Below are 26355 nucleotides of genomic sequence, written 5' to 3'. Positions count from 1 at the left end.
ATCTCATCACAAAATCAAAACAATGAGCGACAAAATACACCACAATATGGCCCTCACGGGAGAGCCGCCGGAAACTATTTCCACTACCCAAAAAGTGGCTTCGGGGATAGGGCTTACCGGTTTGTTTATTCTCCTGCTGGCGGTTTTCAACGTTAATTTCCCCAACAAAACCCTTTTTCTGAGTTTAGCTATTGGGCTTATTGCAACCGGCACAATTATTTTTGCCAATGATGCTTATCTCGGCAAACACGCCGGAATAAAAAACGACGGACTCTGGTTTAAGCCGCTCACTTCCCGCGGACTCTGGGCCTGGGTTCTCGGCCTGGGATTAACTATTTTTTACATCGTGCTCTACTGGTTTCCGCAGTATTTGGGATTAAATGCTGACGGTGAAAATACAGGAATAGTTGCTCTTTTTGATCCCTTAAGTCAGCTAATTAGCGGCCAACCCGCCAGCCAATGGTTTGTTTACGGAACGCTCTACACCCTCGCGATCCTCATCTTTGGCTATAAATTTATCCTGAAATACCGTCACAACCGCTACGAAGTACTGCGTACCTTTTCTGTGATGTTCTTTCAGCTTGGTTTTGCATTTCTAATTCCGGAAATCCTGATGCGCTTAAATCAGCCGTATTTTAATCCGGCCAACATCTGGCCGCTTAATTACGATCTTTTTGCAGATTATAAGCTGGAAGGATTTTTTTCCGCAGGAAATGTAGGTCTACTTATGCTTTTCTTCGGGGTTGCTTCCGTATTTATAATTACCCCCATCCTTACCTACAAATATGGCAAACGCTGGTATTGTTCCTGGGTTTGTGGCTGTGGCGGGCTCGCAGAAACAGCCGGTGATCCTTACCGTCACCTTTCAGACAAATCCCTGGCGTCCTGGAAGTTTGAACGTTGGATCATCCACAGTGTCCTTGTGTTTGTTGTAGTAATGACCATTGCGGTCGTGTATAGTTTTTTAAGTGAAAACCCTTCAGAAACCTGGCTTAGCAGGGATGTTTTTCTTTGGGGTTCGGCAGGTTTTCTTACGCTTCTGTTCGCACTTATTATGATCTTTAAAAGGGATCAACTGGCTAAAGATGCAAAATATGCCGCTGTAGGTTTTCTGATGGTAATTTTGGCAATTATCAGCATCAATTATTTTAGCGGCAATAGTAATATCTTCTTTTTCCATGGCGGTCAACTGCGCGAGTGGTACGGATTTTTAATAGGCGCTGTTTTCTCGGGGGTTATTGGTGTGGGGTTTTATCCCATTTTCGGCAATCGCGTCTGGTGTCGTTTTGGCTGCCCAATGGCGGCAGTTTTAGGAATGCAGCAGCGGTTATTTTCCCGTTTCAGGATCACTACCAACGGCGGACAGTGTATTTCCTGCGGAAATTGCTCTACTTACTGCGAAATGGGAATAGACGTTAGGGCTTATGCTCAAAAAGGAGAAAACATTGTTCGTTCCAGCTGTGTAGGCTGCGGAATTTGCTCTGCAGTTTGTCCACGCGGAGTATTAAAGCTTGAAAACGGACCTCAGGATGGCCGCATTAATTCTGAAGAAGTTCTTCTAGGAAATGATGTAGACCTAATGGATTTGATTAACCAAAAAAGCAAATAATTTGCAGGCAAAACCTTTTATTTGCTGAAAAATTTAGCGTCTTCTTTTATATATAATACCGAAAATTGCCATTTTTGATGCCTCACCTGATTAAAGTTATTATTCCTGCCTACAACGAAGAAGCCTCTATAGGAAAAGTAGTCACCGAGGTGCCGGAATTTGTAAACGAGGTTATTGTAGTTAGCAATAACTCCACAGATAACACCAAAAAGAACGCAAAAGCCGCCGGGGCCACTGTAATTTCAGAAAAAAGGAAGGGTTACGGCCATGCCTGTCTGAAAGGTATGGAATATATTAAAAAACAGTCCTTCGACAGGCTCAGGAAACCCGATATTGTGGTTTTTCTGGATGGCGATTACAGCGACTACCCCTCAGAATTGACAAATATCGTACAACCGATTATAGAAGAAGATATAGATTTCGTTATTGGTGCCCGAGTCAAAAAGTGGCGTGAAAAAGGTGCGATGACTTTTCCGCAAATCTTCGGAAACTGGCTCGCTACCTCCCTAATGAAGCTTTTCTTCAATGCAAAATTCACAGATCTTGGGCCATTCCGGGCAATAAAATATGATAAGCTCCTGGCTCTGAACATGCAGGATAAAACCTATGGCTGGACCATAGAAATGCAGCTAAAGGTACTTCGCCAAAACCTTTCTTATACCGAAATTCCTGTACACTACAAAAACCGCATTGGCATTTCAAAAGTTTCAGGGACCGTGAAAGGTGCTATCTTTGCAGGAGTAAAAATTTTAAGTTGGATTTTTAAATATAGCTTCAAGTAATGGATTTGGCAATTATCATCCTTTATACACTGGCGCTGCTGCTCGTTTTCTTTTACAGCATTTCGCAGCTTCAGTTACTGCTGAACTACCTTAAAGCAAAAAAAACCGACGAAAATTCTGAAGTATTTGATTTTTCCAATACTGAGGAGATTCCGTTTGTGACCATTCAACTCCCCCTTTATAATGAAATGTACGTTGTAGAACGTCTTCTGAAGAATATAGCTGAAATTGAATATCCACGCGAAAAACTTGAAATCCAGGTTCTGGACGATTCTACCGACCAATCTTTGGCAAAAACTGCTGAAATTGTTCGAAAACTGCAAAAATCCGGACTCGACATTAAGCACATTACCCGTACAAACCGTACCGGATTTAAAGCCGGAGCTTTAAAAGAGGGACTGGAAATCGCAAAAGGAGAATTTATCGCCATTTTTGATTCCGATTTTATGCCGAAGAAAGACTGGCTTTTAAAAACTGTTCCGCACTTTACAGATCCCGAAATTGGAGTGGTCCAAACCCGCTGGGGTCATTTGAATCGTGACTATTCCATACTTACTAAAATTCAGGCATTTGCGCTCGATTTTCATTTTATTCTGGAACAAACCGGCCGAAACTTTGGGAAACACTTTATTAATTTCAATGGAACTGCGGGGATCTGGAGAAAGAGCTGCATCCTGGAAGCCGGAAACTGGAGCGGTGACACGCTTACCGAAGACCTGGATTTAAGTTACAGAGCGCAACTTAAGAACTGGAAATTCAAATACCTTGAAGAAGTTGAAACCCCTGCCGAACTCCCCGTGGTAATGAGTGCAGCAAAATCCCAGCAATTCCGTTGGAATAAAGGTGCCGCAGAGAATTTCAGAAAAAACTACTGGAAAATTTTCAAAAGCAAAACGGTTTCGGGAAGAACTAAATTCCACGCATTTTTCCATTTATTGAATTCCAGTATGTTCCTGATCGTTCTTTTTTTGGCCGTATTAAGTGTTCCTGTCCTTTTTATTAAAAATAGCAATCCGCAGTTTAGCTGGTTTTTTAACGTTATCGCTTTCTTTGCGGTTAGCACTGTTATTTTCTTCTTTTGTTATTACGTGGCCTATTCAAAAATCCACGGAAGAGGAATTAAAAACTTTTTCAAATTTACAGGCATGTTTTTAACCTTCTTTTCTGTTGCTATGGGATTCTCTTTGCACAACTCAATTGCCGTTTTGGAAGGTCATTTTGGGAAAAAATCAGCTTTTATAAGAACTCCAAAGTTTAACCTCGATTCGCTTAAGTCTACAATCCAGAGCAATAAATACATCAGGAAAAAATTTTCAGCAAATTTAATTATCGAGTTCCTGCTGTTTCTCTATTTTGGTTTTGCTATTTACAGTGCTTTTGCACTCAATGATTTCGGACTACTTATTTTTCACTTAATGCTCTTCGCAGGCTTTGGGTTTGTGATTTTTAAATCGATACAAATTCCATAGACCTCACAGGTTTTGGAAACCTGTGAGGTCTGGAAAAAAACCAGATGGACCTGCAATCTCTAAAATACCATAAGTTTTCACTCCTGCTCCTTCTTACAGGAATAGTTTTTTACTTTTCATTTGCTTACGACCTCGCCCGCACAGATTTTATAAAGCTCATCAGCCTTTATTTCGGACTCTTTTTTATCAGCTTTAAACTGATCCAGTTGGAAAAGCAGAATTTTTTGTTCCTGGCCATCACCGCTGTAATCTTTAGGCTCATATTTTTAACCGCTCTCCCTAATTTATCCCAGGATTATTACCGATTTATCTGGGACGGCACCTTAGTTGCTGAAGGTATTAATCCTTATTTGCAAACTCCTGAAGGTTTTGAAAATATTTTTCCCGGCGGAATTGAATTTAAGCAAAATCTTATAAACGGGATGGGCAGCCTTAGCTCAGGGAATTACACCAGTTATCCACCAGCCAATCAACTCATTTTTGCCGTCGCATCTTTGCTCTCCGGAAAGAGTATCTTAGGCTCTGTAGTCCTAATGCGCAGCTTTATAATCGCCGCCGATCTGGGCACGCTTTACTTCGGAAGAAAACTTTTGCTAAGTCTGAATTTGCCGGTCCACAGGATTTTCTGGTATCTTTTGAATCCGTTTATTATTATAGAACTTACCGGAAATTTACATTTTGAAGGCGTAATGCTGTTCTTTCTAATCTGGTCACTTTATCTCCTGCATCTTAGAAAATGGATTCCCGGTGCTATTTTACTCGGAGTTTCTATTTCAATTAAGCTTTTGCCCCTGCTCTTTCTTCCGCTATTTCTGCAATACTTCAAAAAACTGAAACAAGAAATTGAGAAAATAAATAGCTCTTTTTTGGACAAGATCGACCTTAAAAAACTTAGCGGATTTTACCTAATTTCCATAGCCACAGCAGCGGTTACTTTTCTTCCTTTTTTTTCTTCAGAATTTTTTCAGAATTTTTTCCAGAGCATAGGGCTTTGGTTCCAAAAATTTGAATTTAACGCGAGTGTTTTCTATGTGCTTCGGTGGATTGGAATCAAACTCGCCGGCTTTAATGTTATTCGTTATGCCGGAATAATTCTTCCGGTAATTACCACTGCAATTTTAATACGTTTCGCCCTTTTCCGAAGAAATGAGAATTTCAAAATGCTGATAACAACTATGATGTTTGGAGTTTCTGCTTATTTTTTTCTAAGTACAACCATTCATCCCTGGTATCTTGCCACGCCACTGCTGCTATCTGTTTTTGGCAATTATCGGTATATATTGGCCTGGACGCTTGTTGTGGTGTTAAGTTATTCAGCATATAGCAATCCGGGATTTCAGGAAAATCTGTGGCTGGTAGGGCTTGAATATCTGGTGGTTTTTTCTGTTCTTATTTGGGAGGTTTTTCAGAGAAAAAAATCTACGGCTTAACCTCAACTTCAGTATTCCGGGAAAGGTAGATATCCCGCATATAAATCAAGCCTCCAAAAAAATGTGCAGAAATTAGTACAGGATCATACCGGAATATTCCATAGGCAAGGAGAAGAGAAGAACCTATTAAGCTCAACACCCAAAATCCCTGCGGCAGGGAAGATACCTGGTTTCTCTCGGCATAGTACCACTGGTAAAAAAAGCGGGCGGTATATACGAGCTGTCCAATTATTCCCAGTGCGATTAGCCAGGGTGCGAGACGTTCGCCTTTTATGAGATCTTCCCAGTTCAACCTTCCAAAAAATATGATGTAAGCTAAAATAAGGATAGGGAAGATGACTACAAAGGCCTTAAAAAATATACTCCTGTTCTTCCATTCTCCCTGGATCTGTAAATTTCTCCAATAAACACCGTAAATAAGAAACTGGCCCAGCATAATGGCCAAATCTTCACGTAAATAGCCGTATGCAAAAAGCAAAACAGAAGCCAAAAGGCTAAGCTTCCAGAAAAGAACAGGTGTTTCTACTTTCTTAGACTTTTCAGACAGGAACCATTGCGTGATCAACCTGGCAGAAAATAACATCTGAGCCAGAAAACCAATTGAAAAAATAATCCAGTTACTCATGTTTTTATATAAATACCTGTATTTTACACGGCAGTAGTGCAGCCAATATTAGGTAAAAAGATAAACTGAACCCGCTTGTTTTTTGATAAATCTCTGTTAATAGAGAGAGTATTGTGTAGGCTGCAGGTCTAAGGAATTTGATTTTTCTCAATCCTCTTCAGGATTTTCTTCAGGCATTTTACGACCATGCTTTTTGAACTTTTAGCAAAAGAGAAGTCTTTACTGTCATCCCGGGCAGAGAGATATCCGGAAACCTTCTGAAAGTAAATACTTTGAGCGGACTTTAAATCAAATATTTCCAAAGAAACACTCACCAGGTTCTCTTCGGAATTTTGAATATTGCCCACCTCTATATCTTCTATATCATCACTTAAAATTCCTGTCCTGACGTTAATCAGATAGTCGTATCCAGATATTCCTGTCTTTAAGCTTTCAAGAAATGCTGCATCGGGATTCTCCGGAATGGTAAAAGGAATAAAAACTCCTCCCGCATTTCTAACCAAAGTGATATCCTTCTGAAGATATTGCGAGATTTCTTCAGTAACCATTTCTTCAAGTTTTTGCCTGATGCTTTCCGGAGCCTTTATGTTATTCAACAGGTATTTGCCTTCTTCAAATTTTATAGCAGCCCGTGTGAAACGTGGGTCAAAAGTATAGGAAGGAACATGGCATGAGGTGAGAGCAAGTAAGGCTGTTATGCAGCCATACCACAACAATTTCTTCATCTAAACAAAAATATGAAAAGGTCTAAAAGGTATTTTCACCTGGCCGAAATCTTATCAGCAGGACGATATTTTACCTTTTAGACCCCTGGTTTTATTTTAAAAGCAAATTTACATATCCAGCAGATACGCAAAAATCAGTGGCGCCACAATGGTTGCATCACTTTCAATAATATGTTTTGGGGTATTAATGTCCAGTTTACCCCAGGTAATTTTCTCGTTAGGCACCGCACCGGAATACGATCCATAACTGGTAGTAGAATCTGAGATCTGGCAGAAATAGCTCCAGAACGGCGTATCTGTTCTTTCCATGTCCTGGTAAAGCATTGGCACCACACAAATTGGGAAATCTCCCGCAATACCGCCACCAATCTGGAAAAATCCGATTCCGTCTTTGGAATTATCGGTATACCAGTCTGCAAGGAATGTCATATACTCAATGCCCGATTTCATGGTGGACGGCTTTAATTCTCCTTTTAAGCAATAGGAAGCGAAGATATTGCCTAGCGTACTATCTTCCCAACCGGGAACAACCATTGGCAGGTTTTTCTCTGCAGCTGCATATATCCAGGAATCCTTCAGGTCTATTTCGTAATACTCTTCCAAAACTCCGGAAAGTACGAGTTTATACACAAATTCATGCGGAAAATAACGTTCTCCCTTTTCTTCTGCATCTTTCCATATTTTTACAATATGCTGCTGAATTCTTCTAAAAGCTTCCTCTTCAGGAATACAAGTATCGGTTACCCGATTTAAACCTTTTTCCAACAACTCCCACTCCTCTTTTGGCGTGAGATCCCTGTAATTAGGCACTCTTTTGTAATGTGAATGTGCCACAAGGTTCATCACATCTTCTTCCAGGTTGGCTCCCGTACAGGACACGATTTGCACCTTGTCCTGACGGATCATTTCAGCAAAAATCTTACCCAGCTCTGCCGTACTCATTGCTCCTGCCAATGAAATCAGCATTTTGGAGCCGCTTTCAAGCTGCTTTTCGTAATCTTTGGCAGCATCTACAAGCGCTGCAGAATTAAAGTGTAAATAATATTTTTCTATAAATTGGGAGATTGCTCCTTTACTCATCTTCGTCTTCTTCGTTAAAATTTGCATATTTAAATTTGTAGCTCAACATTTTATAGTAAAGTTTGGCCGCAAGGAAATCTGAAGATTTATCACTTTTATTCGGGTTTAGCTCTACAATATCAAAGCCTACAACATTTTTCTTTTTGAACATGGTTTTCAGGAATTCCAGCGTTTCATACCAAAACAATCCTCCCGGCTCGGGAGTTCCCGTAGAAGGGAGAATAGATGGATCGAAAGCATCCAAATCTATTGTGATAAAAACGTTTGGCGTCATTTGTCCAATAGCATCCTCCTGCCAGTCTTCATATAAATCATGAGCAAAATAAACCTGATTCTCATCCATGTGGTCAGTTTCAGAAATATCCATAGAACGGATTCCTATCTGCACAAGGTTTGTATTTTTACTGGCCTCGTGAACAGCACAGGCATGGTTGCATTTAGACCCTTCGTACTCCGGTCGCAGATCTGCATGAGCATCAAACTGCACAACGGTTAACTCTTCAAAAGATTCACTAAAAGCACGAATAGACCCTATAGAAATGGAATGCTCCCCTCCAAAAAGAGTGACAAATTTGTCCTGTTTAATGTAATTTTTAGTGGTTTTGTAAACCGCCTCAACCATTTTCTCGGGAGAAGAATCTTCTGTCACCGGTGGAGCAAGGTAAACTCCTTTCTTGTACACCTCACTTCGGGTTTCAATATCATAAAGCTCCATGTTTTCTGAAGCTTCCAAAAATGCATCAGGACCTTTATCTGCTCCTTTTTGCCAGGTACTGGTCCCATCATAAGGAACAGGAATTAATACCACTTTTGCGTCGTCTATACGAGCATATTTATCTGGTATGCCTGCGTAATTCTTTTTGCTCATCGTTAATTGTTGATTGTTTTAAACTGAAATTTTATGAGAACTAAGTTATAAATTTTAAATTCAATTGCCTGACGCATAACCCAATATATTCAGCATATCTTCTACATTTTGTTGTTTGCTGAAAACTTCGGTGGTAAGTGCGCCATTTTCATCTCTATCTATAAGGATATGTTTTGGCTGCGGAATAAGACAGTGTTGCAAGCCTCCAAAGCCGCCGATAGTTTCCTGATAAGCGCCTGTGTTAAAAAATCCGATGTAAAGCGGTTTGTCCCTCCTGAACTTCGGAAGGTAAATCGCGTTGGTATTCTGTTCTGAATTGTAATAATCGTCACTGTCGCAGGTTAATCCGCCAAGAAGAACGCGTTCGTATTCTTCGTTCCAGCGATTAACGGCAAGCATCACAAATTTCTTACTAATAGCCCAGGTATCCGGAAGTGTGGTGATAAATGAAGAATTTATCATATTCCATTTTTCACGGTCATTCTGTTGTTTCTGGTATAAAATTTCATAAATCGCACCTCCACTTTCGCCTACAGTAAAACTTCCGAATTCTGTAAAAATATGCGGCACATCCACATCTGCCTCTTCACAGGCAAGTTTTATCTGGTTGATAATTTCATCTACCATATAGGCGTAATCATAATCAAATGCCAGAGAGTTTTTTATAGGAAATCCGCCCCCAATATTGAGGCTGTCCAGACTTGGGCATACCTTTTTAAGGCTGGTATAAACTTTTAAACATTTATTAAGTTCATTCCAGTAATATGCCGTATCCCGAATCCCGGTGTTTATGAAAAAGTGAAGCATTTTAAGGTTCACTTCGTCGTTGTCCTTAATTTTCTGATTATAAAACGGAACAATATTTTTATATCCAATCCCAAGACGGGAGGTATAAAATTCAAATTTAGGCTCTTCTTCTGAAGCGATTCTTATTCCCACTTCAAAATCACCATTTATATTTTCTGACAGAAGATCTATTTCTTCATAATTGTCAATTATCGGGATGCAGTTCTTATGGCCGCCATTAATTAATTCCGAAATATTTGAAATGTACTGATCTCTCTTAAATCCATTACAGATCACGTAAGTGTCATCGGTGATTTTTCCGGAAGCCTTCAGATTCTCCACTATATTAATATCAAAGGCCGAAGAGGTCTCGATGTGGATATCATTCTTAAGCGCTTCATTTAAAACATGCTCAAAATGGGAGCTTTTAGTACAATAGCAATAATTGTATTTTCCTTTATAGTCGTGTTTTTCTATCGCTCCTTTAAACCAGCCTTTCGCACGACTTATATTTTCAGAAATCTTGGGTAAATAAGTGAACTTTAAAGGAGCACCATACTTTTCTACAAGTTCCATCAGGTTAATATCGTGAAAATGAAGGCTATTTTCTTCTAATTTGAATTCCTCTTGCGGGAAATAATAGGTTTGGTCTATGAGATCGCTATATTTAGTATTCAATGGTTTGATTTAATTTTAAAAAAAGAGAAATTAGGTATTAATTTATACTATCAGGAAATTTGATTTATAAATTATTGTTAAGAAAAACTGAGGGAACAGCAGTCATAGCTTTCCGCTCTGCGGGAAACCGGCTGCAATACGTGGAATGTATTTTTTCGGGATGAAAAAAAATCTTATTCAACCCTTTAAAATATTGGTCATCAGTAGTTTTAGCTTTTTTGTTGAAATAAAACTGATGCAAATGTATAAAAAGTAATTTATTATAAGAGAGAAATTTTTACCGCTAATCATTATAATAATTTTCCGTAGCAATATCCAGAGCCATGACTGAAAAATGGCAATTATCGGCTTGTTATGTTTTGAGGATATAAACAATCCTGAAGAACTGGAAAATTATTCTAAATTCTGAATTTTAAAATTTGAATGACACCTTAAAAACGGCAATTATCGGTTGGATTACCATTTTAAACCTAAAAATTAGATGCTTCTAATCAATATTAGAGAGAAACGCAATCTTAACCTTCCAACCGGAACTTCTCATGAGTGAAAACTTAAGATTTAGAGGGTCAACACTTTTTTGATTTTAAACAATTTAGAATTTAAAATTCAAAATTTATAATGATACAGCAAAAATGCCAATTTTCGTCCTACAGAAGTTCCTTTAAAGGTTTTTCAGGTTGATTAATTCCTGCTGTGTAAGGGAACGATAGTGTCCTCTTGGCAGATCCTTTTTTGTAAGTCCGCCGTATACCACCCTGTCCATTTTCACAATTTCGTAGCCAAGGGTTTTAAATAACTTCTGAACAATATGTGGCTTTATACTTTTAATTTCGAGGCCAACTTCATTCTTGGGCCTGTCGGTGACATAACTCACATCCTGCACAGTAAGTCTGGTCTTATCTACAAAAACACCTTCTCTTATTTTCTCCAGGTCTTCCTGGCTAAGAACTTTATTTAGTTCTAAATGATATATCTGCCTGATTCCGTTCTTTGGTTTTGCAAGGCTTTTAGCCAATGTGCCGTCGTTGGTGAATAACAAAAGTCCCATGGCCTGCGTATCCAGTTTTCCTACAGGATCCAGTTTGGATTTAGAAGCTTTACCCATAATATCCATTACGGTACGGCCTCCCTTTACCACGCTTCCGGTAGTAAAAAAGCCTTTTGGTTTATTCAGTAGAAAGTATTCAGGTTTTTCAGGGTTTAAACTGCGGCCGTCAAACTTCACATCATCATTCAGCTGAACCTTATAACCCATTTCTGTTACGGTTTTACCATTTACCGTCACATTTCCGGAAGAAATATAAATATCAGCATCACGTCTTGAGCAGACTCCAGCATTAGCGATGTATTTATTCAGACGGATTCCATCAGAAGCTGAAGAAGATTTTGACTTTTCTTTCGCGTCTGCACTTTTTTTAACGGGAGCATTTCCCCTGGAATATGATTTCTTACGTTCGCCACCACCTTGTCTTCCACTGATTTTTCCTCCTGAAGATTTGTCGTTCCTGCTCATACTGATATTTTTTGCAAAGATACTGGTTAGATTGTGAGTTAACTAAGTTATTCCTAAAAGTTTTTAATGTAAAGTTTTCTGAATCTCTTCCGAAGAAATTTTTAAAAGACCCTGTTAAGAACCTCATCCATATCTATTAGAAGAATACTGAAAACACCGACCACAATTATGAGTTTAAGAATATTATGCAGTAGCAGATATTGCCATTTCGCTTTGCTGAAGTAGAGAATCAACAAAAACAGGGTTAAAAAAAAGAAAGAGACATAGAAATAATAATCCATATAGCCCGTTTCGAACGTGGTGGTTAAAAGCAGAATGGGAATAAGGGCGAGAAAAGTAAGGATTGCCAGGAAAAATTTGCTCCATTTTTCACCATACACCAGAGGAATAGTACGATAATTCTGAGCCATATCACCCGGCATATTTTCCAGGTCTTTAACCAATTCCCGCATTACAATCATTAAATAAAGAAAAGTAGCGTGAATAAAAATGACAGTTTCAAAATTTTTGTAATAGATGAAAATGGCGAAAAATGGAGTAATAGAAAGAATGGAAGCTACCAGGTTTCCCACAAATAGAATCTTCTTGAGACGGTGGGAATAGAACCAAATCACGAAAATATAAAGTGAGAAGAAAACCACTGCCCGGAAAGAGACATAACTGGCAAAAAAAATTGCCGCAAAATTAAGAATAAAATAAACCGAAAGCTTTGTACGCTGACTCACAACGCGATCTAACATTGTCTTTTTTGGCCGGTTTATAAGATCCTTTTCACTGTCATAAAAATTATTAATGATATAACCTGAAGCAATAACGGTTGCTGTCGAAAGGATCAAAAAGAACAAGTTATCATCAAAAAGTATATCCCGCAAAGGAAGCTCTGGTGCAAGAATAAATGCTGAAGTAAGATACTGAGCAATTATAACAATTAGGATGTTATAACCGCGTACTACCGAGAACAAACTTAGTAGCTTCAATAAAAAGCGTTTGTTCATTAAGGCCGCCATGTAACTGAAGTTTTAGAAGTTATAAACCACTTCTAAATTATAACCTTTTAAAGCCTTTTTAGCTTTTTCTATGTCTTCTGTAAAACCGAGAATATAACCGCCGCCCCCAGAACCACAAAGTTTGAGATAATAATCGTTAGTATCAATTCCGCGTTTCCAGATTTTGTGAAACTTAGCCGGAATCATTGGCTTGAAGTTATCCAGAACAACGTTAGAAAGACTTTTAACATTCGTGAAAAGTGATTTCACATCGCCCTTTAAGAAATCTTCTACACAAGCATCTGTATGCTTTACAAACTGATTTTTTAGCATTTTCCTGAAAGGCTCCTGCTTCATGTTTTCCATAAAAATACTCACCATAGGTCCGGTCTCACCTGTAATACCACTATCCAATAAGAAAACGGCACCTGTTCCTTTTTCGGTTTGAGAAGGAATTCCTGCCGGCTCGATGTTATCCTTTGAATTAATTAGAATAGGAATACTCAAGTAAGAATTTAAAGGATCCAGTCCTGAAGATTTTCCGTGAAAAAAGGATTCCATTTCGCCAAAAATCTTCTTTAGTTTTAAAAGCTTATCGCGGGTTAAATTTTCAAGAACGGTAATTTTATCTGTCGCATACTTATCATAGATCGCGGCAACAAGGGCGCCGCTACTACCAACTCCGTAACCCTGCGGAATACTGGAATCAAAGTACATTCCTTTTTCTATATCTGCATTTAGACTATCTAGATCAAAATGAACAAGTTCAGGAAGCTTCTCCTCCAGCGTTTTTAAATAGCCGGCAAAATTCTTTAAATTGTTGTTAGATTTCTTAGCTGCTTCAGAAGGATCTTCAGAAACTTTTAAGGCCCCATTATAAAAATTATAGGGAATAGACAAACCCTTGGAATCTTTGATGATCCCGTACTCCCCAAAGAGTAAAATTTTCGAATAAAATAAAGGTCCTTTCATTTAAGTTGTGTATTTGATTCTTCCCCGTAATAAAGCATTCCATAAGCCGAAAGGTCTTCATCAAGAGCCTCCCAATGTACCCCGTAACCTGCGGGGGATATCGAGAAATCTAATCGTTCGGCCTCCGTAGCATTATCAAGTTTGGGATACCAGCTAAGCGGAGTGCCAATTTCTCTACCGTCTTCCAAAACAAAGAAAACTTTTTCTTCCCTAAAGAAAACTTTATTGATTTTTATATTTGAATCTAAAACTTTATTCATTGCTCATAAAATTCATCCCATTTCTTTAAAAAGAAAAACCTTTGTTCATTTACAATCTGCAATATAATTCTTACGTCCTTCTTTTTCAGATTAAAAGCATTAATTAAAGTTAATGATTCTAATTCAATTTTCACCTCTCCTCCTTTACCTTCAACATGCACATGTTTTGGCAAATGCTCATTAGAGTAAAAGAAAAACCTGAATCCGTTTTGTCTTAGAACTGTAGGCATCACTTCAGCTTCAAAGCTCCGTCCCCTACCGAATCGCAAATATAGTGCCCATTTTCACAATACGCAACCAACTCATTCTTAATGAATTCTAAAACTTTTACTTTATCTTTTTCAGGATAGAGCACATGTACGTTTGCACCGGCATCCAGCGTAAAACAAACGGGCAATTCTGTCCTTTTTCTGAAGCTCCAAATCTTGTTGATAATCTCCAGCGTATTTGGTTTCATAAGGATAAAATAAGGGCGGCTACTCATCATCATAGAATGTAACGTAAGTGCTTCGTTTTCCACAATTTCAATAAACTTTTCAAGATCACCTTCAGCAAAAACCGGCTTCAGTTTGGCAAGGTTCTCATGAGCCTGCGCAAATCTGGCTTCAGCAAAAGGATGATTGTGCATTAGATTATGCCCTACACTACTACTCACTTCCTTTGTACCCTTATCAACCAACAGAATGGTGTCCTGATAATTTTTAAAGTTTTCGTGAACCTCATCAGGATATTTTATTCCGAACAAATCACTGCTCCCCCGGGTTTCCTGATGCTTACCCCAAACCACCAAATCGCCCTCAATACTCCTGCAGGCACTCCCCGATCCCAACCTTGCCAAAAATGAAGCCTTTTTTCTGAAAAAGCCTTCTCTCATTTCCGGATTGAGTTTTTTCTCGAGGCTCATAACGCAAAGCGCCAGCGCGCTCATTCCGCTGGCCGAAGAAGCGATGCCACTACTGTGAGGAAAGGTATTTTCTGAATGAATTTCGAATTTGTACTCTTTCAAAAAAGGAACGTATTGCACTATCCTTTCAAAGAAAGTCTTTATTTTCGGTTTAAAATCTTCCTTTTTATTTCCTTCAAAATAAATCTCAAAATCAAAGTCGGACTGATTTTCTTTTTTAGAAAAATCAAGCCTGGTAATTGTCCTGCAATTCTTCAGCGTAAAACTTACCGATGGATTTGCGGGAATTTGATGCTCCTTTTTACCCCAGTACTTCACCAATGCAATGTTACTTGGAGCTTCCCACGAAACGCTTCCATGCTCCATGCTTTCTGAATATCTTTTCGGAATAAAATCCTTTTCCGTCATCTTGAAAATTTTAACAAATATAATGTTTTATGTTAGCCAGGGATGAAGAAGAAAATCAAATAAATTTCTATTTTAGTAGGCAAACCAATCCAAATGAGCCGCAATTTAATTATACGAAGTTCTATATCCGTAGGTATTTGCCTGCTTTTCGGGTTTATAGCTTCGCTGGCGATGCAAACCGGTTATACAGATTGGTACCCGCAGCTGGACAAGCCACTTTTTAATTTGCCGGAATGGATTTTTGGCCCTGTCTGGTTACTTATGTACCCCATTATGGGCATTGCTGCAGGGATTGTATGGCATAAAGGCTTCTACCATAAATGGGTAAAAGTTGCACTTTATCATTTTGGATTTCAATTATTGCTGAATGCCTTCTGGTCGATTTTATTCTTCGGGCTGCACAGGCCTTTCTGGGCTTTGCTGGACATTATTGCACTTTTTATCCTTTTAATTATCACCATAAAGTGGTTTAAAATTATAAGCGATCGCGCAGCCTACCTACTGGTTCCATACGCGGTATGGGTCTTATTTACAGCAATAATAAATTTTGAAATCTGGCGTCTTAATTATCTTTAAGAAGTCATCGCTTTGGCAGCAAGATAACCGCCCGTCCACGCGTTCTGAAAATTAAACCCTCCTGTAACCGCATCAATATTTAAAACTTCGCCTGCAAAAAACAGGTTATTTTGAATCCTGCTCTCAAAAGTTTTAAAATTTACTTCTTTAAGGTCGATCCCGCCGGCAGTTACAAATTCCTCTTTAAAAGTACTTTTGCCATTTACCTGAAAAACAGCTGCGGTGAGCTGCTGCGCAAGTCGAAGGAGCTCATCTTTATTAAGATCTGCCCACGTGATATTACCTTCAATTTTAGATGCAGTTACCAGATTTTGCCACAATCGCTTTGGAAGTTCAAATTGTGCCTTTTTGAACACCTGTTGCTTAGCCAATTCGAATTTAAGGACCTTCAATTGCTCCAGAATTTCTTCGGAAGAAAATCCCGGTAACCAGTTTACCTCAACATTAAAATTGTAATCCAGGTCATGAAGCTCGCGTGCACCCCAGGCCGATAATCGTAAAATTGCGGGTCCGCTTAATCCCCAGTGGGTAATCAAAACCGGGCCTTCATCCTGAAGTTTTTCTCCCTGCACTTTAACTTCGGCATGAGTGGAGATGCCAGGAAGATCCGCAATTCGATTGTCTTTTATATTGAAGGTGAAAAGCGACGGAACCGCCGCGGAAATACTATGGCCAAGTTTTTCCAGAAGTTTCCAGATTTTAGGATTACTCCCTGTGGCAATTAAAATTTTAGAGGCCGATAATGTGCTTTTTTGGGTGCCGACCTCCCAGTGCGAATCTTTCCAGTGCAGCGTTTTTACAGCTTCACTTTTACGAACCTGAATCTTGAGCCCCTCCGCTTCTGATAAAAAACAGTTGATAATCGTTTCTGAAGTATCTGAAACCGGAAACATCCTCCCGTCTTCCTCTATTTTAAGCTCAATATTTCGTTCTTCGAACCAGGCGATGGTATCCCCGGTCATAAACTGATGAAAAGGACCCCGCAGTTCCTTTTCTCCCCGCGGATAATTTTTTACCAGCTCCTTCGGAAGAAATTCGGCGTGGGTAACATTGCAACGGCCACCGCCGGAAATCCGTACTTTAGAAAGTACTTCTTTCCCACGTTCCAAAATGGCAATTTTCGCCCCGGGATCCATCTCTGCAGCATTTATAGCCGCAAAAAAACCCGCGGCCCCTCCTCCAATTATTAAAATATCATACTGCATTATCAGTTATCAGTTATCAGTTATCAGTTATCAGTTATCAGTTATCAGTTATCAGTTATCAGTTATCAGTTATCAGTTATCAGTTATCAGTTATCAGTTATCAGAATTTCGGGTGCTCGCGATAGGTTCACAAATCATAATCAAAAAAGTTGTCCACATTCTCCCGAAATCTTTCCTCTTTTCTCTTTCATTTTCAAACTATTCACTCTCCACTCTCCACTCTCCACTCTCCACTTCAAACTAAAGCCTATCAGGATAATCAGAAATAATTCCGCTTACGCCAAATTCCTTCATTCTCGCAATAGCATCGGGTTCGTTTACCGTCCAGACAATCACTTTAAAACCCGCCTCTTTGGTTTGCTGCACATTATCTTTCGTCACAATTCCTATAGAAGGATGTATTGCGACTGCCTCCAGGTCTTTTCCCCTTTTTATAGCTTCAGAAACACTCGCTTTACTTAAAACCCCAATCGGAATTTTTTTGCTGAATTTCCTGGCTTTAAAAAGCTCATTTACCTGGAAACTGGATACTATAAAGTCCGAATACTTCCAGTTCCGGTTTTCAACATAATCCTGAACAACCTTACAGGTAGCTTTGGCCGTGTTTGAACCTTTCAATTCAATATTTATCGCACATTTACCTTCAATTAGATCCAGCACTTCAGTAAGCAACGGGATTTTGTAAGCTCCACCAACTTTCAACTCTTTCAGCATTTCCCAGTCTTTACTGGCAATTTCTCCACTGCCGTTGGTAGTGCGGTCCAGCGTGAAATCGTGAATTACCAGAATTTCTCCAGAAGCGCATTTATGCACATCAATTTCAATCATATCCACTCCAAAATCCAGCGCTACCCGGATACTTTCCAAAGTATTTTCGGCTAAATGGCCTTTTGCACCGCGATGCCCGATTTTTAACGTTGACTCCATACCGCAAAGGTATTCAATTAGCTTCTAAATCGTGTAAACTGAAGCTCCTGAATCCTGAACAAGGGTTTTAAAAAAGACTTAGTACCGCTTAACATTTTTTTTGGTGCAACACTTCTTAATTTTAGAATCCGGTCTTGGTAAGAGTTTAAGGGGAGGTCGAAAATTGGCAAATATCAGGATGCACCTGAAGGAGGTGAACTATTAAGAAAACACAACATAAAAAACGGTTGTATCAAACACAGTCGAAATATTTTTGTCTGCCCCTTCGACAAGCTCAGGGAGACAAAAACTTATTTAGAGAAATAAAAAATAAAGATATGACACAATCAAAAAATTTCCCCGAACAGGATCAATCCCAGCCGGGCGAAGAACACAAAATGCATCCTGAACCTAAAATAATAAGGGATAATTATAAAGGAAGTGAAAAACTGAAAGGAAAAATTGCTTTTATTACCGGTGGTGACAGCGGAATTGGGCGTAGTGTTGCGGTCCATTTTGCCCGGGAAGGTGCCGATGTTGCAATTGTTTACCTCGCAGAAGATGAGGACGCACAAAAAACCAAAAAAATGGTGGAAGACGAGGGACAAAAATGTTTAATCATTGAAGGTGATCTAAAAGATGAAGCCTTCTGTAAAAAAGCACTGCAAAAGTGCATTTCAGAATTTAAAAAATTGGATATACTGGTAAACAATGCCGCAGTGCAATTCCCGAAGAGCAACATAGAAGATGTTTCTACAGCACAGATGAAGGAAACTTTTGAAACCAATATTTACCCCTACTTTTTTATTGCAAAAGAAGCGGTTAAACATCTTAAAGAGAACAGCTGTGTTATAAATACCACCTCTGTGACTTCTTACCGCGGCAGCAAACACCTGCTGGATTATTCCAGTACCAAGGGAGCAATTACTACTTTTACCAGATCGCTTTCAAAAATGCTTGTGGATAAAAAAATACGGGTGAATGCTGTTGCGCCGGGACCAATCTGGACTCCGCTAATTCCGTCAACCTTCGATGATGTGAAAGACTTCGGAAAAAAGGTGCCGATGGGCAGGGCCGGTCAACCTTCAGAAGTTGCGCCGGCTTATGTGTTTTTGGCTTCAGAAGACAGCAGCTATATGACGGGACAGGTGATTCACATTAATGGAGGTGAGCAAATTGGAGGATAATTTTTCTTTGTTGTACCTTGATAGAAATTTAAACGGATGGAAAAATGGTTTGGCAGCTCCTGGGAAGCACTGGTAGCAATTTGTTTAACGGGGATTGGCATTTATGTGGCTGTAATTTTATTTACTCGCATAGTCGGAAAACGAAGCTTTTCAAAAATGTCCAGTTTCGATTTTGCAATGACTGTAGCCGTGGGTTCCATTATAGCTTCGACGCTTTTAAGCCCCTCGGTTACCTTAATAGAGGGCATCGTAGGTATGGCTGCTATTTACGCTTTACAGATTAGCGTTGCCTATCTACGGAGGTTTAAAATTGTAAGCGACCATGTGGATAATTCGCCGTTGCTATTAATGGATGGACAGAAAATTCTTCAGGGAAATTTGAAAAAAGCCCGTGTTACCGAAGGGGATTTACGATCAAAACTGAGAGAAGCAAATGTGCTGAATTTATCACAGGTGCGGGCAGTAATTTTCGAAACTACCGGAGACATTTCGGTATTGCACAGCGAAGACGAAAATGAAGTTTTTGAAGATTGGCTTATTAAGGACGTAAAGCGAAAATAATTTGGAGTGGACAGATGTTTTGGGAATAGTAGCAGGGATTTGCACCACGGCTTCTGTGGTTCCGCAGATTCGCAAGGCCTGGAAGACGAAAGAAGTTGAAGATGTTTCTCCTGGAATGTTCGCCACGTTAATGCTTGGCGTTGGTCTATGGGTAATTTACGGAATCACTCAAAATGATTTGCCGATAATTGTAACTAACGGCGCCTCGCTTGCTTTGAATTCTTTTATGCTCTACCTGATGATTCGGTACAGGAAAAAGAAATAGATTTGAACTGAGACAAGAAGCAAGAGACAGGAAACATGAAAATTTTTAAAACGGATATCTTTAACTTCATTCCTTTACCGGCCTTGTAAAATATACCTGGCGTATTACGATACTGTCATTCTCGATCTCATCCACATCAACAACAAAAATCATAACATCTTCTTCCCTACTATCCTCATCCTTAAAAGCCTTTGCTACTTTAATGTAGGGCGTATTACTAAAAAAATTGACATCCAGTACTTTTTTATCATTTAGATAAGCACTGTCATTTCTCAAAATTATAGGTGGTTCACCTCCAAATTTTTTATAGGCTTTGTTACTTTGATTGAAATGAGTAAATTTAAATTTAGTGCCACCGTAAGTATCTTTTTCCATCTGCCTTATCAGATATGTTATGGACTTTTTCAAGTTTTCATGAGGTGCACCAGCCTGAACTCCTGCTGTAAATTCTGATTTTTTCCATAAAAACGGTGTCTTTTTCCTGAGATAATAATAACAATGGAAAAAAAATTATCAGAAGTGTTGAAAATGTTTTATTCATCACAGTTATGTGTTTCTGTAGAGTTGAGCATTACTTCAGATTCATAAAAGGTATAGATCATCCGCATTATCAAAATTAAAGCTGTTATGCACTTGAATAGAGATGCGAAACCACAGCTTCCACTCGCCGCCAAGTAACGGTAATCATCAAAATCTTAACGCCAAAGCTTTGCACGAGTTAATCTTCCATAAATAAGCATTAAGAAAATCTTAAAGAATTTCCCGATCTTCTGCCTAACATTTAAATTTAGCAAAAAGCATAAATAAAATGTTGACTAAAGAAAAGAAAACCGAAAAAATAACGTCTTTTTCTAATGAATCCGAAAAAAAATTAGAAAAGGATTTTCAGAATTTTATAGTTACAGAAGATCATCCCTGTGTGATGGCACAAACAGTTTTTAGTATGGATCATGTAGATTTCCATTCCTATAAACATTTTGGTTCAAAAACAGCAGCCTGGGAAATTCTAAATGATTTGAAGGACTATATCGCCAATTACGATTTTGAATCCAATGACTTTTTTACTTTTATTGCGGCTTTTGAAGACAACAGGTCCTTTACTGAAGAAGAGTTTGAAGATCTTCTCTGGAAACAACTCGATTCTCTTCATGAACTCGATGATGTGGAATGGGATAAAAATGTAAGCGATGATCCTCAAAACAGTAATTTCAGTTTTAGTATTGGCGGAAGAGCATTTTATATCGTTGGGCTGCATCCTAACAGTTCCAGGAAAGCAAGGCAAAGTCCATATCCCGCAATAGCTTTTAATCTACACTGGCAATTTGAGAAACTCCGCGAGATGGGAACGTACCACACTGTGCGAAACAAGATCAGGGAACGAGATACCGAGTTACAGGGAAGTATTAATCCAATGCTTCGGGATTTTGGGGAAAGGAGCGAAGCAAGACAATATAGTGGGAGAAAGGTTGGAGAAGAGTGGAAATGTCCTTTTCTTAACAGCAAAAAGCAATATGTACCAACGGGATAAATACAAGAAACATAGTAAGAAATATATTTATGACTTTATAAAGAGCCACCCTTTTGCAACTTTTGTTTTAAATGGAGAGCGGATACTCGCTACCCATATCCCCGTGCTTATGAAAGGGGATGAAGAAAATCTTACGCTTTTTGCACATATCGCTTATAATAATGAGCAGTACAAATATCTAAAGGACGGAATAGAAGCTCTATTAATATTTCAGGGAGCGCACGATTATGTTTCTTCTTCCTGGTATAAAGAAAAAGATATAAGCACCTGGGACTATTCTGCCGTACACGTTAATGTAAAACTAAAACTTCAGACGCGGGAAGAACTGGAACAATCTCTTGAAGAATTGGTAGCACATTTTGAACAGGACCAGAAAGATCCCATTTATTACAAAGATCTTCCGAAAGAGATGCTCCAGGATCATTTACCGCTAATCACGGGATTTTGGTGCGAGCCTGTAAAAATTGAAGCTATTGCAAAACTACACCAGGGTTTTGAACAGGACGACTTGAAATCAGTTTGCCGCCACCTGCAGGAAAAAAATAACCCTTTGAGCAATCAGCTAAAAGAGGATATTGAGAAAGAAAACAGGAGCAATCCATAAGAACAGAGACCATGGCGGAAAAAGGACTTTTAGAAAAATATCATGAAAAGCGGGATTTTGATATTTCTTCGGAACCCTTCGGAAGTGAAAGTTCTGAAGAAGGCGAAAAAAAGCCAATTTTCGTCATTCAGAAGCATGATGCTACAAATTTGCACTATGATTTCCGGTTGCTCGTGAGCGGAGTTCTGAAAAGCTGGGCTGTACCTAAAGGTCCGTCCACCAATCCTGATGATAAACGCCTTGCCATAAGAACTGAAGACCATCCTTTAGAATATGCCGATTTTGAAGGTGTTATTCCTGAAAATCAATACGGCGGTGGCACCGTAATGGTCTGGGACGCCGGAACCTACAAAAATGAGAAAAAAGATAAAGAAGGGAACTCCATTTCCATGGAAGAGCAGCTGAAGAAAGGCCGCTCTACATTTATACTTGAAGGGAAGAAACTTAGAGGAGCTTATTCCCTTATCCGCATCAAAAAAGGTAAAAATGAAAACTGGTTACTGAAGAAAGTTGATGACGATCAAGCCGATGCCCGTAGGAATTCTACCAGCACAGAGAACAATTCGGTTCTAACCGGGAGAAGCATGGACGACATCAGGACAGATTCTGAAAAAAATGGCTGAAGAAACGTACAAAGGGGAGCACGAGTTTAGTATTAGCAGCCGGGACAAAATATATTTCCCTGAAGCCGGATATACTAAAGGTGAACTTATAAATTATTATGAGAAAATTTCTGAAGTAATATTACCTCATCTGGAGGATCGTCCAGTCACGATGTTAAGGTTCCCCAATGGCATAGAAGATAAAAAGTTTTTTCAAAAAGATGCACCAGATTATTTTCCGGATTGGATAGAAACTATAGAAATTGAAAAGCAGGAAGGCGACACTACCAATTACGTGATCTGTAACAACACCGCAACCTTGGTTTATCTGGCAAACCAGGCTTGCATTACTCCGCACATCTGGCTGAGCAAAAAAGCTAAACCCGATTATCCCGACAGGATGATCTTTGATCTTGATCCCTCCCGGAACGACTTTTCAGAAGTAAAATCCGCAGCAAAACAGATCAGGAAATTTCTCCAGGAGCAATTAGACTTACCTGTCTTCTTGATGACCACCGGCTCCCGCGGATTGCATCTTGTTGTTCCGCTGAAGTCTGAAGAAAATTTTGAGGATGTAAGAAACTTTGCCCAGGAAATTGCGGAGTACCTGGAAAATGAATTTCCTGAAGATTATACTACTGCAACAAGAAAGAACAAACGTGATGACAAGTTGTTCCTGGATGTGGCACGAAATGGCATTGGGCAAACCACAGTTGCTCCCTATGCGGTGCGGCCATTACAAGGCGCTCCCATTGCGACTCCCATAGACTGGGACGAACTTAATTCTTTGGATTCTGCTCAAAAATATAATTTAAAGAATATCTTTAAAAGACTGGCCAGGAAAGAAGACCCATGGTCGAAAATTGCCAAAAAAGCAACTACACTTAAATCAGCAAAAGAAACCTTCAGCATCATGCTGAAAGAAAAAAATAAAAAAACCAATGACTAATATAATTGAGAAGCAAACCGGCGCAGCTTTCCGTATAAAAAAAGGACAGCGACTAAAAGTTACAGATCCCGAGGGCCAGCAGGTGAGCGATATGGTATTATTTAATGCCGAAGATAAGCGTGAAAAGATTTCCAGCGGAAAAACCCTAGATTTTGAAGAAAGTATCCTCATTTCCCGCGGAAATTTTCTTTGGAGTAACCGCAGCCGCAAAATGATGGAGATCCTGGAAGATACCAACGGCAGAAATGACTTTTTACTGGCTCCCTGCAGCCCTGAAACTTTTAAAATCATGTATAACAATCCAGAATATCATCCCAGCTGCTTCGAAAACCTCTACACCAACCTCAAGAAATTTGATATAGCGCCAGATGATATCCCTACTGCTTTTAATATTTTCATGAACGTGCAATTTGATGAAAAAGGTAAACTTAGTGTAGATCCTCCCTTGAGCAAAGCAGGGGATTTTGTATTATTTGAAGCGCAAATGGATCTTATTGTAGCTCTTACTGCCTGTTCTGCAGAAGACAGCAATAACGGAAGCTTTAAACCTATACATTACGAGGTGACCGATTAGTTTTTAGTGTAAAAGCCAATAATTGTCAATTTTCAATGTCCTCCTTAGAATGCTGCTTGGAAAATTTGCAGCTCTTAACTTTTCCTTGATTTCGCGGCTTTTTCGTCTGCAGTATTCTTCTTTCTGTATCTCATGTTTAACATTTCTATCGTGAGTGAGAAGAAAACTGCAAAGTAGATATATCCTTTAGGCACGTGATAATGCGCTCCTTCCACGATAAGCATTACGCCAATCAGGATTAAGAACGATAATGCGAGTATCTGGATTGTAGGATGATTATTCACAAATTCACCCACAGGTTTGGCAAATATCATCATAACAATTATGGCAATTACCACGGCAATTACCATCAGAATAATTTCCTCGGTAAGACCTACTGCGGTAAGAATGGAATCAAAAGAAAATACCAGATCCAGAAGTACAATTTGTACGATTGCTGAAGAAAAGGAAGACACTTTTTTAACCGTATGCTCTCCTTCCTCCTGACCTTCTACTTTATGATGAATCTCCAGTGTACTTTTCACCAACAGGAAGATCCCTCCGGCAATGAGAATGATATCCCTCCAGCTGAGGTCAAAGCCTCCCATACTCAGTACAGGCTCTGTTAATCCAATAATCCAGGTAATGCTTAACAAGAGAAGAATACGTGTGATAAGTGCGAGGGATAAACCTCCCAGCCTGGCCTTTTTCTGCTGGTCTTCGGGCAATCTTCCTGCCACCAGCGAAATAAAAATTATATTATCTATCCCAAGAACAATTTCCAGGAATGTAAGTGTTACCAACGCAATCCAGGTATCAGGCTGTAAAAAAATTTCCATAAATAAGTGAGCACCTAAAATTTTAAATAGAAACAAAATTGAGCAAAAGCAACTTATAAACAAACTCCTTTGGCTCAATTTTATATAGCTGCCTGCAAAAAATCTTAATGTTAATAAGAGATCCTATAGATAATCCCATTTTGGTCATCAGAAAATAAAACCGAACCATCGTGCAGCTCCACCAGCCCAACAGGACGGCCAAACCTGGAAGTACCATCTTCGCTTAAGAAGCCGGTAATAAAGTCTTCAGACTGTGACGGCTCTCCATTTTCAAAATCAACGGTCATTAATTTATATCCCGAAGCCGGTTTACGGTTCCATGAGCCGTGAAAAGTTACCAGAGCTTTGTTCCTGAATTCTGAAGGAAACATTTCTCCTCTGTAGAAAATCAAATCCATTGGTGCGCTGTGTGCCGTAAACAGCATTTGTGGAAATTTTGTTTTTTCGGCATATTCTTCCCATGACATATTGTTTGGTGGCTCATCTGCCTTATTGGCTTCACCATCAGCATAAACATATGGCCAACCATAATTCCCACCCTCTTCAATTTTATTTAATTCTTCTTTCTGATCATCATCGCCCAGCCAGTCTATCCCATGATCCATTCCGTAAAGCTCACCACTTTCAGGATGCCAGTCGAAGCCTATAGTATTCCGAAGTCCTTTTGCAAAAATCACCCTTTCACCGGTTTCAGAATCTACACGCAGCATTGTGGCGTTTTCTTCCCGGGTCTCCGGGCAGGCATTGCAGGTACTTCCAACAGAAACAAATAAATCTTCATTTGGTTTAAAGCGGATTGTACGGTTAGGGTGCTGCCCGCCATCAGGCAGGTTTTCCACAAACTTCTTGAGTTCTCCAATAGAACCATCATTATTTATTTCAGCTTTAAAAATATCATTTACAGTAATGAGGTAAAACATATTATCCTTTATTGCAATTCCATGCGCCCCTTCTTTAGTCACTACTATTTCCCGGGCATCTGCTTTACCATCTTTATTATTGTCCTTAAGCATTACCACATCACCTTCCCTTCGCGTAACGTAGACATTGCCAGCTTCACTAACCGCCATCATTCTGGGCTCACCTAAACTTTCTGCAAATTTCGTTACTTTAAAACCTTCGGGTTTGGAGAGAGAATTGACTTTAGATTCTGTAGCTTCTGTCTCTTCAGGTTTATATATATGCCCTACTTTTTCTTCTGAAATTACGCCTTCTTTTTCTTGTGCACAAAAAGAAGGTGTGCATATGATCGCAATCAATAAAAAGAGCTTTCTCATTAATTTTCTATTTGAAATTAAAGCATGAAGTTAAAGCTTCCTCCTCCTAAATAGCGTTAATGCATGGTTAAGGAGATTGTAAATTATGATAAATGGAAAAATTACTAAGTAGGTGTGAGAGTAAGACTTTAATTATAAATTTTCGGAAAATCTCAGTAAAGTTAAAATGGAATTCTTAGAAACATTTTTGGAAAATAAAAAAATCCCA

29 protein-coding genes are annotated in these 26355 nt (G+C 39.2%); 13 read left to right on the top strand and 16 right to left on the bottom strand.

Going from position 1 to position 26355, the window contains the following annotated elements:
• The first annotated feature begins 22 nt into the window (after positions 1-22).
• From RM545_RS08440 to RM545_RS08425, 4 genes are all read left to right on the top strand, one after another.
• Positions 23-1609, top strand: coding sequence for a 4Fe-4S binding protein (locus RM545_RS08440; RefSeq protein WP_311494883.1), 1587 nt, complete (start codon positions 23-25; stop codon positions 1607-1609).
• A gap of 77 nt (positions 1610-1686) precedes the next feature.
• A complete protein-coding gene (locus RM545_RS08435; RefSeq protein ID WP_311494882.1) occupies positions 1687-2391 on the top strand; it encodes a glycosyltransferase family 2 protein in 705 nt (234 codons plus the stop codon).
• Positions 2391-3860 (top strand): cellulose synthase family protein, encoded by a 1470-nt coding sequence (locus RM545_RS08430; RefSeq protein WP_311494881.1) that lies wholly within the window; start codon positions 2391-2393, stop codon positions 3858-3860. The genes RM545_RS08435 and RM545_RS08430 overlap by 1 nt, the downstream gene beginning before the upstream one ends.
• 44 nt (positions 3861-3904) lie before the next feature.
• Positions 3905-5290 (top strand): MptA/MptB family glycosyltransferase, encoded by a 1386-nt coding sequence (locus tag RM545_RS08425; RefSeq protein WP_311494880.1) that lies wholly within the window; start codon positions 3905-3907, stop codon positions 5288-5290.
• Here the strand turns inward: RM545_RS08425 and RM545_RS08420 are convergent.
• From RM545_RS08420 to mvaD, 11 genes are all read right to left on the bottom strand, one after another.
• Positions 5280-5915, bottom strand: a complete 636-nt coding sequence (locus RM545_RS08420; protein WP_311494879.1) for a lipid-A-disaccharide synthase N-terminal domain-containing protein — start codon at positions 5913-5915, stop codon at positions 5280-5282. The genes RM545_RS08425 and RM545_RS08420 overlap by 11 nt on opposite strands.
• Before the next feature lie 128 nt (positions 5916-6043).
• Positions 6044-6640: a hypothetical protein gene (locus RM545_RS08415; RefSeq protein ID WP_311494878.1), complete on the bottom strand. Its 597-nt coding sequence runs from the start codon at positions 6638-6640 to the stop codon at positions 6044-6046.
• A gap of 108 nt (positions 6641-6748) precedes the next feature.
• A complete protein-coding gene (locus tag RM545_RS08410; protein ID WP_311494877.1) occupies positions 6749-7720 on the bottom strand; it encodes a deoxyhypusine synthase family protein in 972 nt (323 codons plus the stop codon).
• A complete protein-coding gene (gene speB, locus RM545_RS08405) occupies positions 7713-8588 on the bottom strand; it encodes an agmatinase (protein WP_311494876.1) in 876 nt (291 codons plus the stop codon). Before speB ends, RM545_RS08410 begins: the two co-directional genes overlap by 8 nt.
• Before the next feature lie 60 nt (positions 8589-8648).
• The gene (locus tag RM545_RS08400) at positions 8649-10052 is read right to left on the bottom strand and encodes an arginine decarboxylase (RefSeq protein WP_311494875.1); all 1404 of its coding nucleotides are present in this window, start codon (positions 10050-10052) and stop codon (positions 8649-8651) included.
• A 661-nt stretch (positions 10053-10713) separates the two neighbouring features.
• Entirely contained in the window at positions 10714-11565 is an 852-nt protein-coding gene (locus RM545_RS08395) for a pseudouridine synthase (RefSeq protein WP_311494874.1), read from the bottom strand.
• 101 nt (positions 11566-11666) lie between these two features.
• A complete protein-coding gene (locus tag RM545_RS08390) occupies positions 11667-12572 on the bottom strand; it encodes a geranylgeranylglycerol-phosphate geranylgeranyltransferase (protein ID WP_311494873.1) in 906 nt (301 codons plus the stop codon).
• A gap of 12 nt (positions 12573-12584) precedes the next feature.
• On the bottom strand, positions 12585-13523 hold the full coding sequence (locus RM545_RS08385; protein WP_311494872.1) for a mevalonate kinase family protein: 939 nt from the start codon (positions 13521-13523) through the stop codon (positions 12585-12587).
• On the bottom strand, positions 13520-13783 hold the full coding sequence (locus RM545_RS08380) for a DUF2442 domain-containing protein (RefSeq protein WP_311494871.1): 264 nt from the start codon (positions 13781-13783) through the stop codon (positions 13520-13522). Before RM545_RS08380 ends, RM545_RS08385 begins: the two co-directional genes overlap by 4 nt.
• Entirely contained in the window at positions 13780-14013 is a 234-nt protein-coding gene (locus tag RM545_RS08375; RefSeq protein WP_311494870.1) for a DUF4160 domain-containing protein, read from the bottom strand. The genes RM545_RS08380 and RM545_RS08375 overlap by 4 nt, the downstream gene beginning before the upstream one ends.
• Positions 14013-15095 (bottom strand): diphosphomevalonate decarboxylase, encoded by a 1083-nt coding sequence (gene mvaD / locus RM545_RS08370; RefSeq protein WP_311494869.1) that lies wholly within the window; start codon positions 15093-15095, stop codon positions 14013-14015. Before mvaD ends, RM545_RS08375 begins: the two co-directional genes overlap by 1 nt.
• Positions 15096-15188: 93 nt before the next feature.
• Between mvaD and RM545_RS08365 the strand changes: the two genes are divergently transcribed.
• A complete protein-coding gene (locus tag RM545_RS08365; protein ID WP_311494868.1) occupies positions 15189-15671 on the top strand; it encodes a TspO/MBR family protein in 483 nt (160 codons plus the stop codon).
• Here RM545_RS08365 and RM545_RS08360 read toward each other — a convergent pair.
• Together RM545_RS08360 and RM545_RS08355 are read right to left on the bottom strand one after the other, a co-directional pair.
• Positions 15668-16876, bottom strand: a complete 1209-nt coding sequence (locus RM545_RS08360; RefSeq protein WP_432264580.1) for a BaiN/RdsA family NAD(P)/FAD-dependent oxidoreductase — start codon at positions 16874-16876, stop codon at positions 15668-15670. The two genes, RM545_RS08365 and RM545_RS08360, sit on opposite strands and share 4 nt — an antisense overlap.
• Before the next feature lie 240 nt (positions 16877-17116).
• On the bottom strand, positions 17117-17803 hold the full coding sequence (locus tag RM545_RS08355; protein ID WP_311494867.1) for a glycerophosphodiester phosphodiesterase: 687 nt from the start codon (positions 17801-17803) through the stop codon (positions 17117-17119).
• Positions 17804-18120: 317 nt separating this feature from the next.
• Here RM545_RS08355 and RM545_RS08350 point away from each other — a divergent pair, with 317 nt between their 5' ends.
• The 3 genes from RM545_RS08350 to RM545_RS08340 are packed head-to-tail and all read left to right on the top strand — an operon-like array spanning position 18121 to position 19795.
• Positions 18121-18969, top strand: coding sequence for an SDR family oxidoreductase (locus tag RM545_RS08350; protein ID WP_311494866.1), 849 nt, complete (start codon positions 18121-18123; stop codon positions 18967-18969).
• A gap of 36 nt (positions 18970-19005) precedes the next feature.
• Positions 19006-19530, top strand: coding sequence for a DUF421 domain-containing protein (locus tag RM545_RS08345; protein WP_311494865.1), 525 nt, complete (start codon positions 19006-19008; stop codon positions 19528-19530).
• Between the two features lies 1 nt (position 19531).
• Complete coding sequence (locus RM545_RS08340) at positions 19532-19795, top strand: SemiSWEET family sugar transporter (RefSeq protein ID WP_311494864.1); 264 nt, start codon at positions 19532-19534, stop codon at positions 19793-19795.
• Between the two features lie 66 nt (positions 19796-19861).
• On the opposite strand, the gene RM545_RS08335 is transcribed toward RM545_RS08340, so the two are convergent.
• Complete coding sequence (locus RM545_RS08335; protein ID WP_311494863.1) at positions 19862-20203, bottom strand: hypothetical protein; 342 nt, start codon at positions 20201-20203, stop codon at positions 19862-19864.
• Positions 20204-20603: 400 nt separating this feature from the next.
• Between RM545_RS08335 and gntA the strand changes: the two genes are divergently transcribed.
• From gntA to RM545_RS08310, 5 genes are read left to right on the top strand one after another with little or no spacing between them, the layout of a single operon-like run.
• Positions 20604-21323, top strand: a complete 720-nt coding sequence (gene gntA, locus RM545_RS08330; RefSeq protein ID WP_311494862.1) for a guanitoxin biosynthesis heme-dependent pre-guanitoxin N-hydroxylase GntA — start codon at positions 20604-20606, stop codon at positions 21321-21323.
• Complete coding sequence (locus RM545_RS08325) at positions 21307-21927, top strand: FMN-binding negative transcriptional regulator (protein ID WP_311494861.1); 621 nt, start codon at positions 21307-21309, stop codon at positions 21925-21927. Before gntA ends, RM545_RS08325 begins: the two co-directional genes overlap by 17 nt.
• 11 nt (positions 21928-21938) lie before the next feature.
• Entirely contained in the window at positions 21939-22550 is a 612-nt protein-coding gene (locus RM545_RS08320) for a DNA polymerase ligase N-terminal domain-containing protein (protein WP_311494860.1), read from the top strand.
• A complete protein-coding gene (ligD, locus tag RM545_RS08315) occupies positions 22543-23478 on the top strand; it encodes a non-homologous end-joining DNA ligase (RefSeq protein WP_311494859.1) in 936 nt (311 codons plus the stop codon). The genes RM545_RS08320 and ligD overlap by 8 nt, the downstream gene beginning before the upstream one ends.
• Positions 23471-24052 carry an urea carboxylase-associated family protein gene (locus RM545_RS08310; protein WP_311494858.1) on the top strand — a complete coding sequence of 194 codons (582 nt, stop codon included), beginning with the start codon at positions 23471-23473 and terminating at the stop codon, positions 24050-24052. Before ligD ends, RM545_RS08310 begins: the two co-directional genes overlap by 8 nt.
• A gap of 74 nt (positions 24053-24126) precedes the next feature.
• Here the strand turns inward: RM545_RS08310 and RM545_RS08305 are convergent, their stop codons facing one another.
• Both RM545_RS08305 and RM545_RS08300 read right to left on the bottom strand, forming a co-directional pair.
• The gene (locus RM545_RS08305; protein WP_311494857.1) at positions 24127-24870 is read right to left on the bottom strand and encodes a TerC family protein; all 744 of its coding nucleotides are present in this window, start codon (positions 24868-24870) and stop codon (positions 24127-24129) included.
• Positions 24871-24980: 110 nt separating this feature from the next.
• Complete coding sequence (locus RM545_RS08300; RefSeq protein ID WP_311494856.1) at positions 24981-26147, bottom strand: PQQ-dependent sugar dehydrogenase; 1167 nt, start codon at positions 26145-26147, stop codon at positions 24981-24983.
• Positions 26148-26355: the final 208 nt, after the last annotated feature.

It is taken from the genome of Autumnicola lenta, assembly GCF_031846515.1.
Taxonomy (GTDB): Bacteria; Bacteroidota; Bacteroidia; order Flavobacteriales; family Flavobacteriaceae; genus Autumnicola; species Autumnicola lenta.
This window is presented reverse-complemented; position numbering and strand designations above follow the sequence as displayed.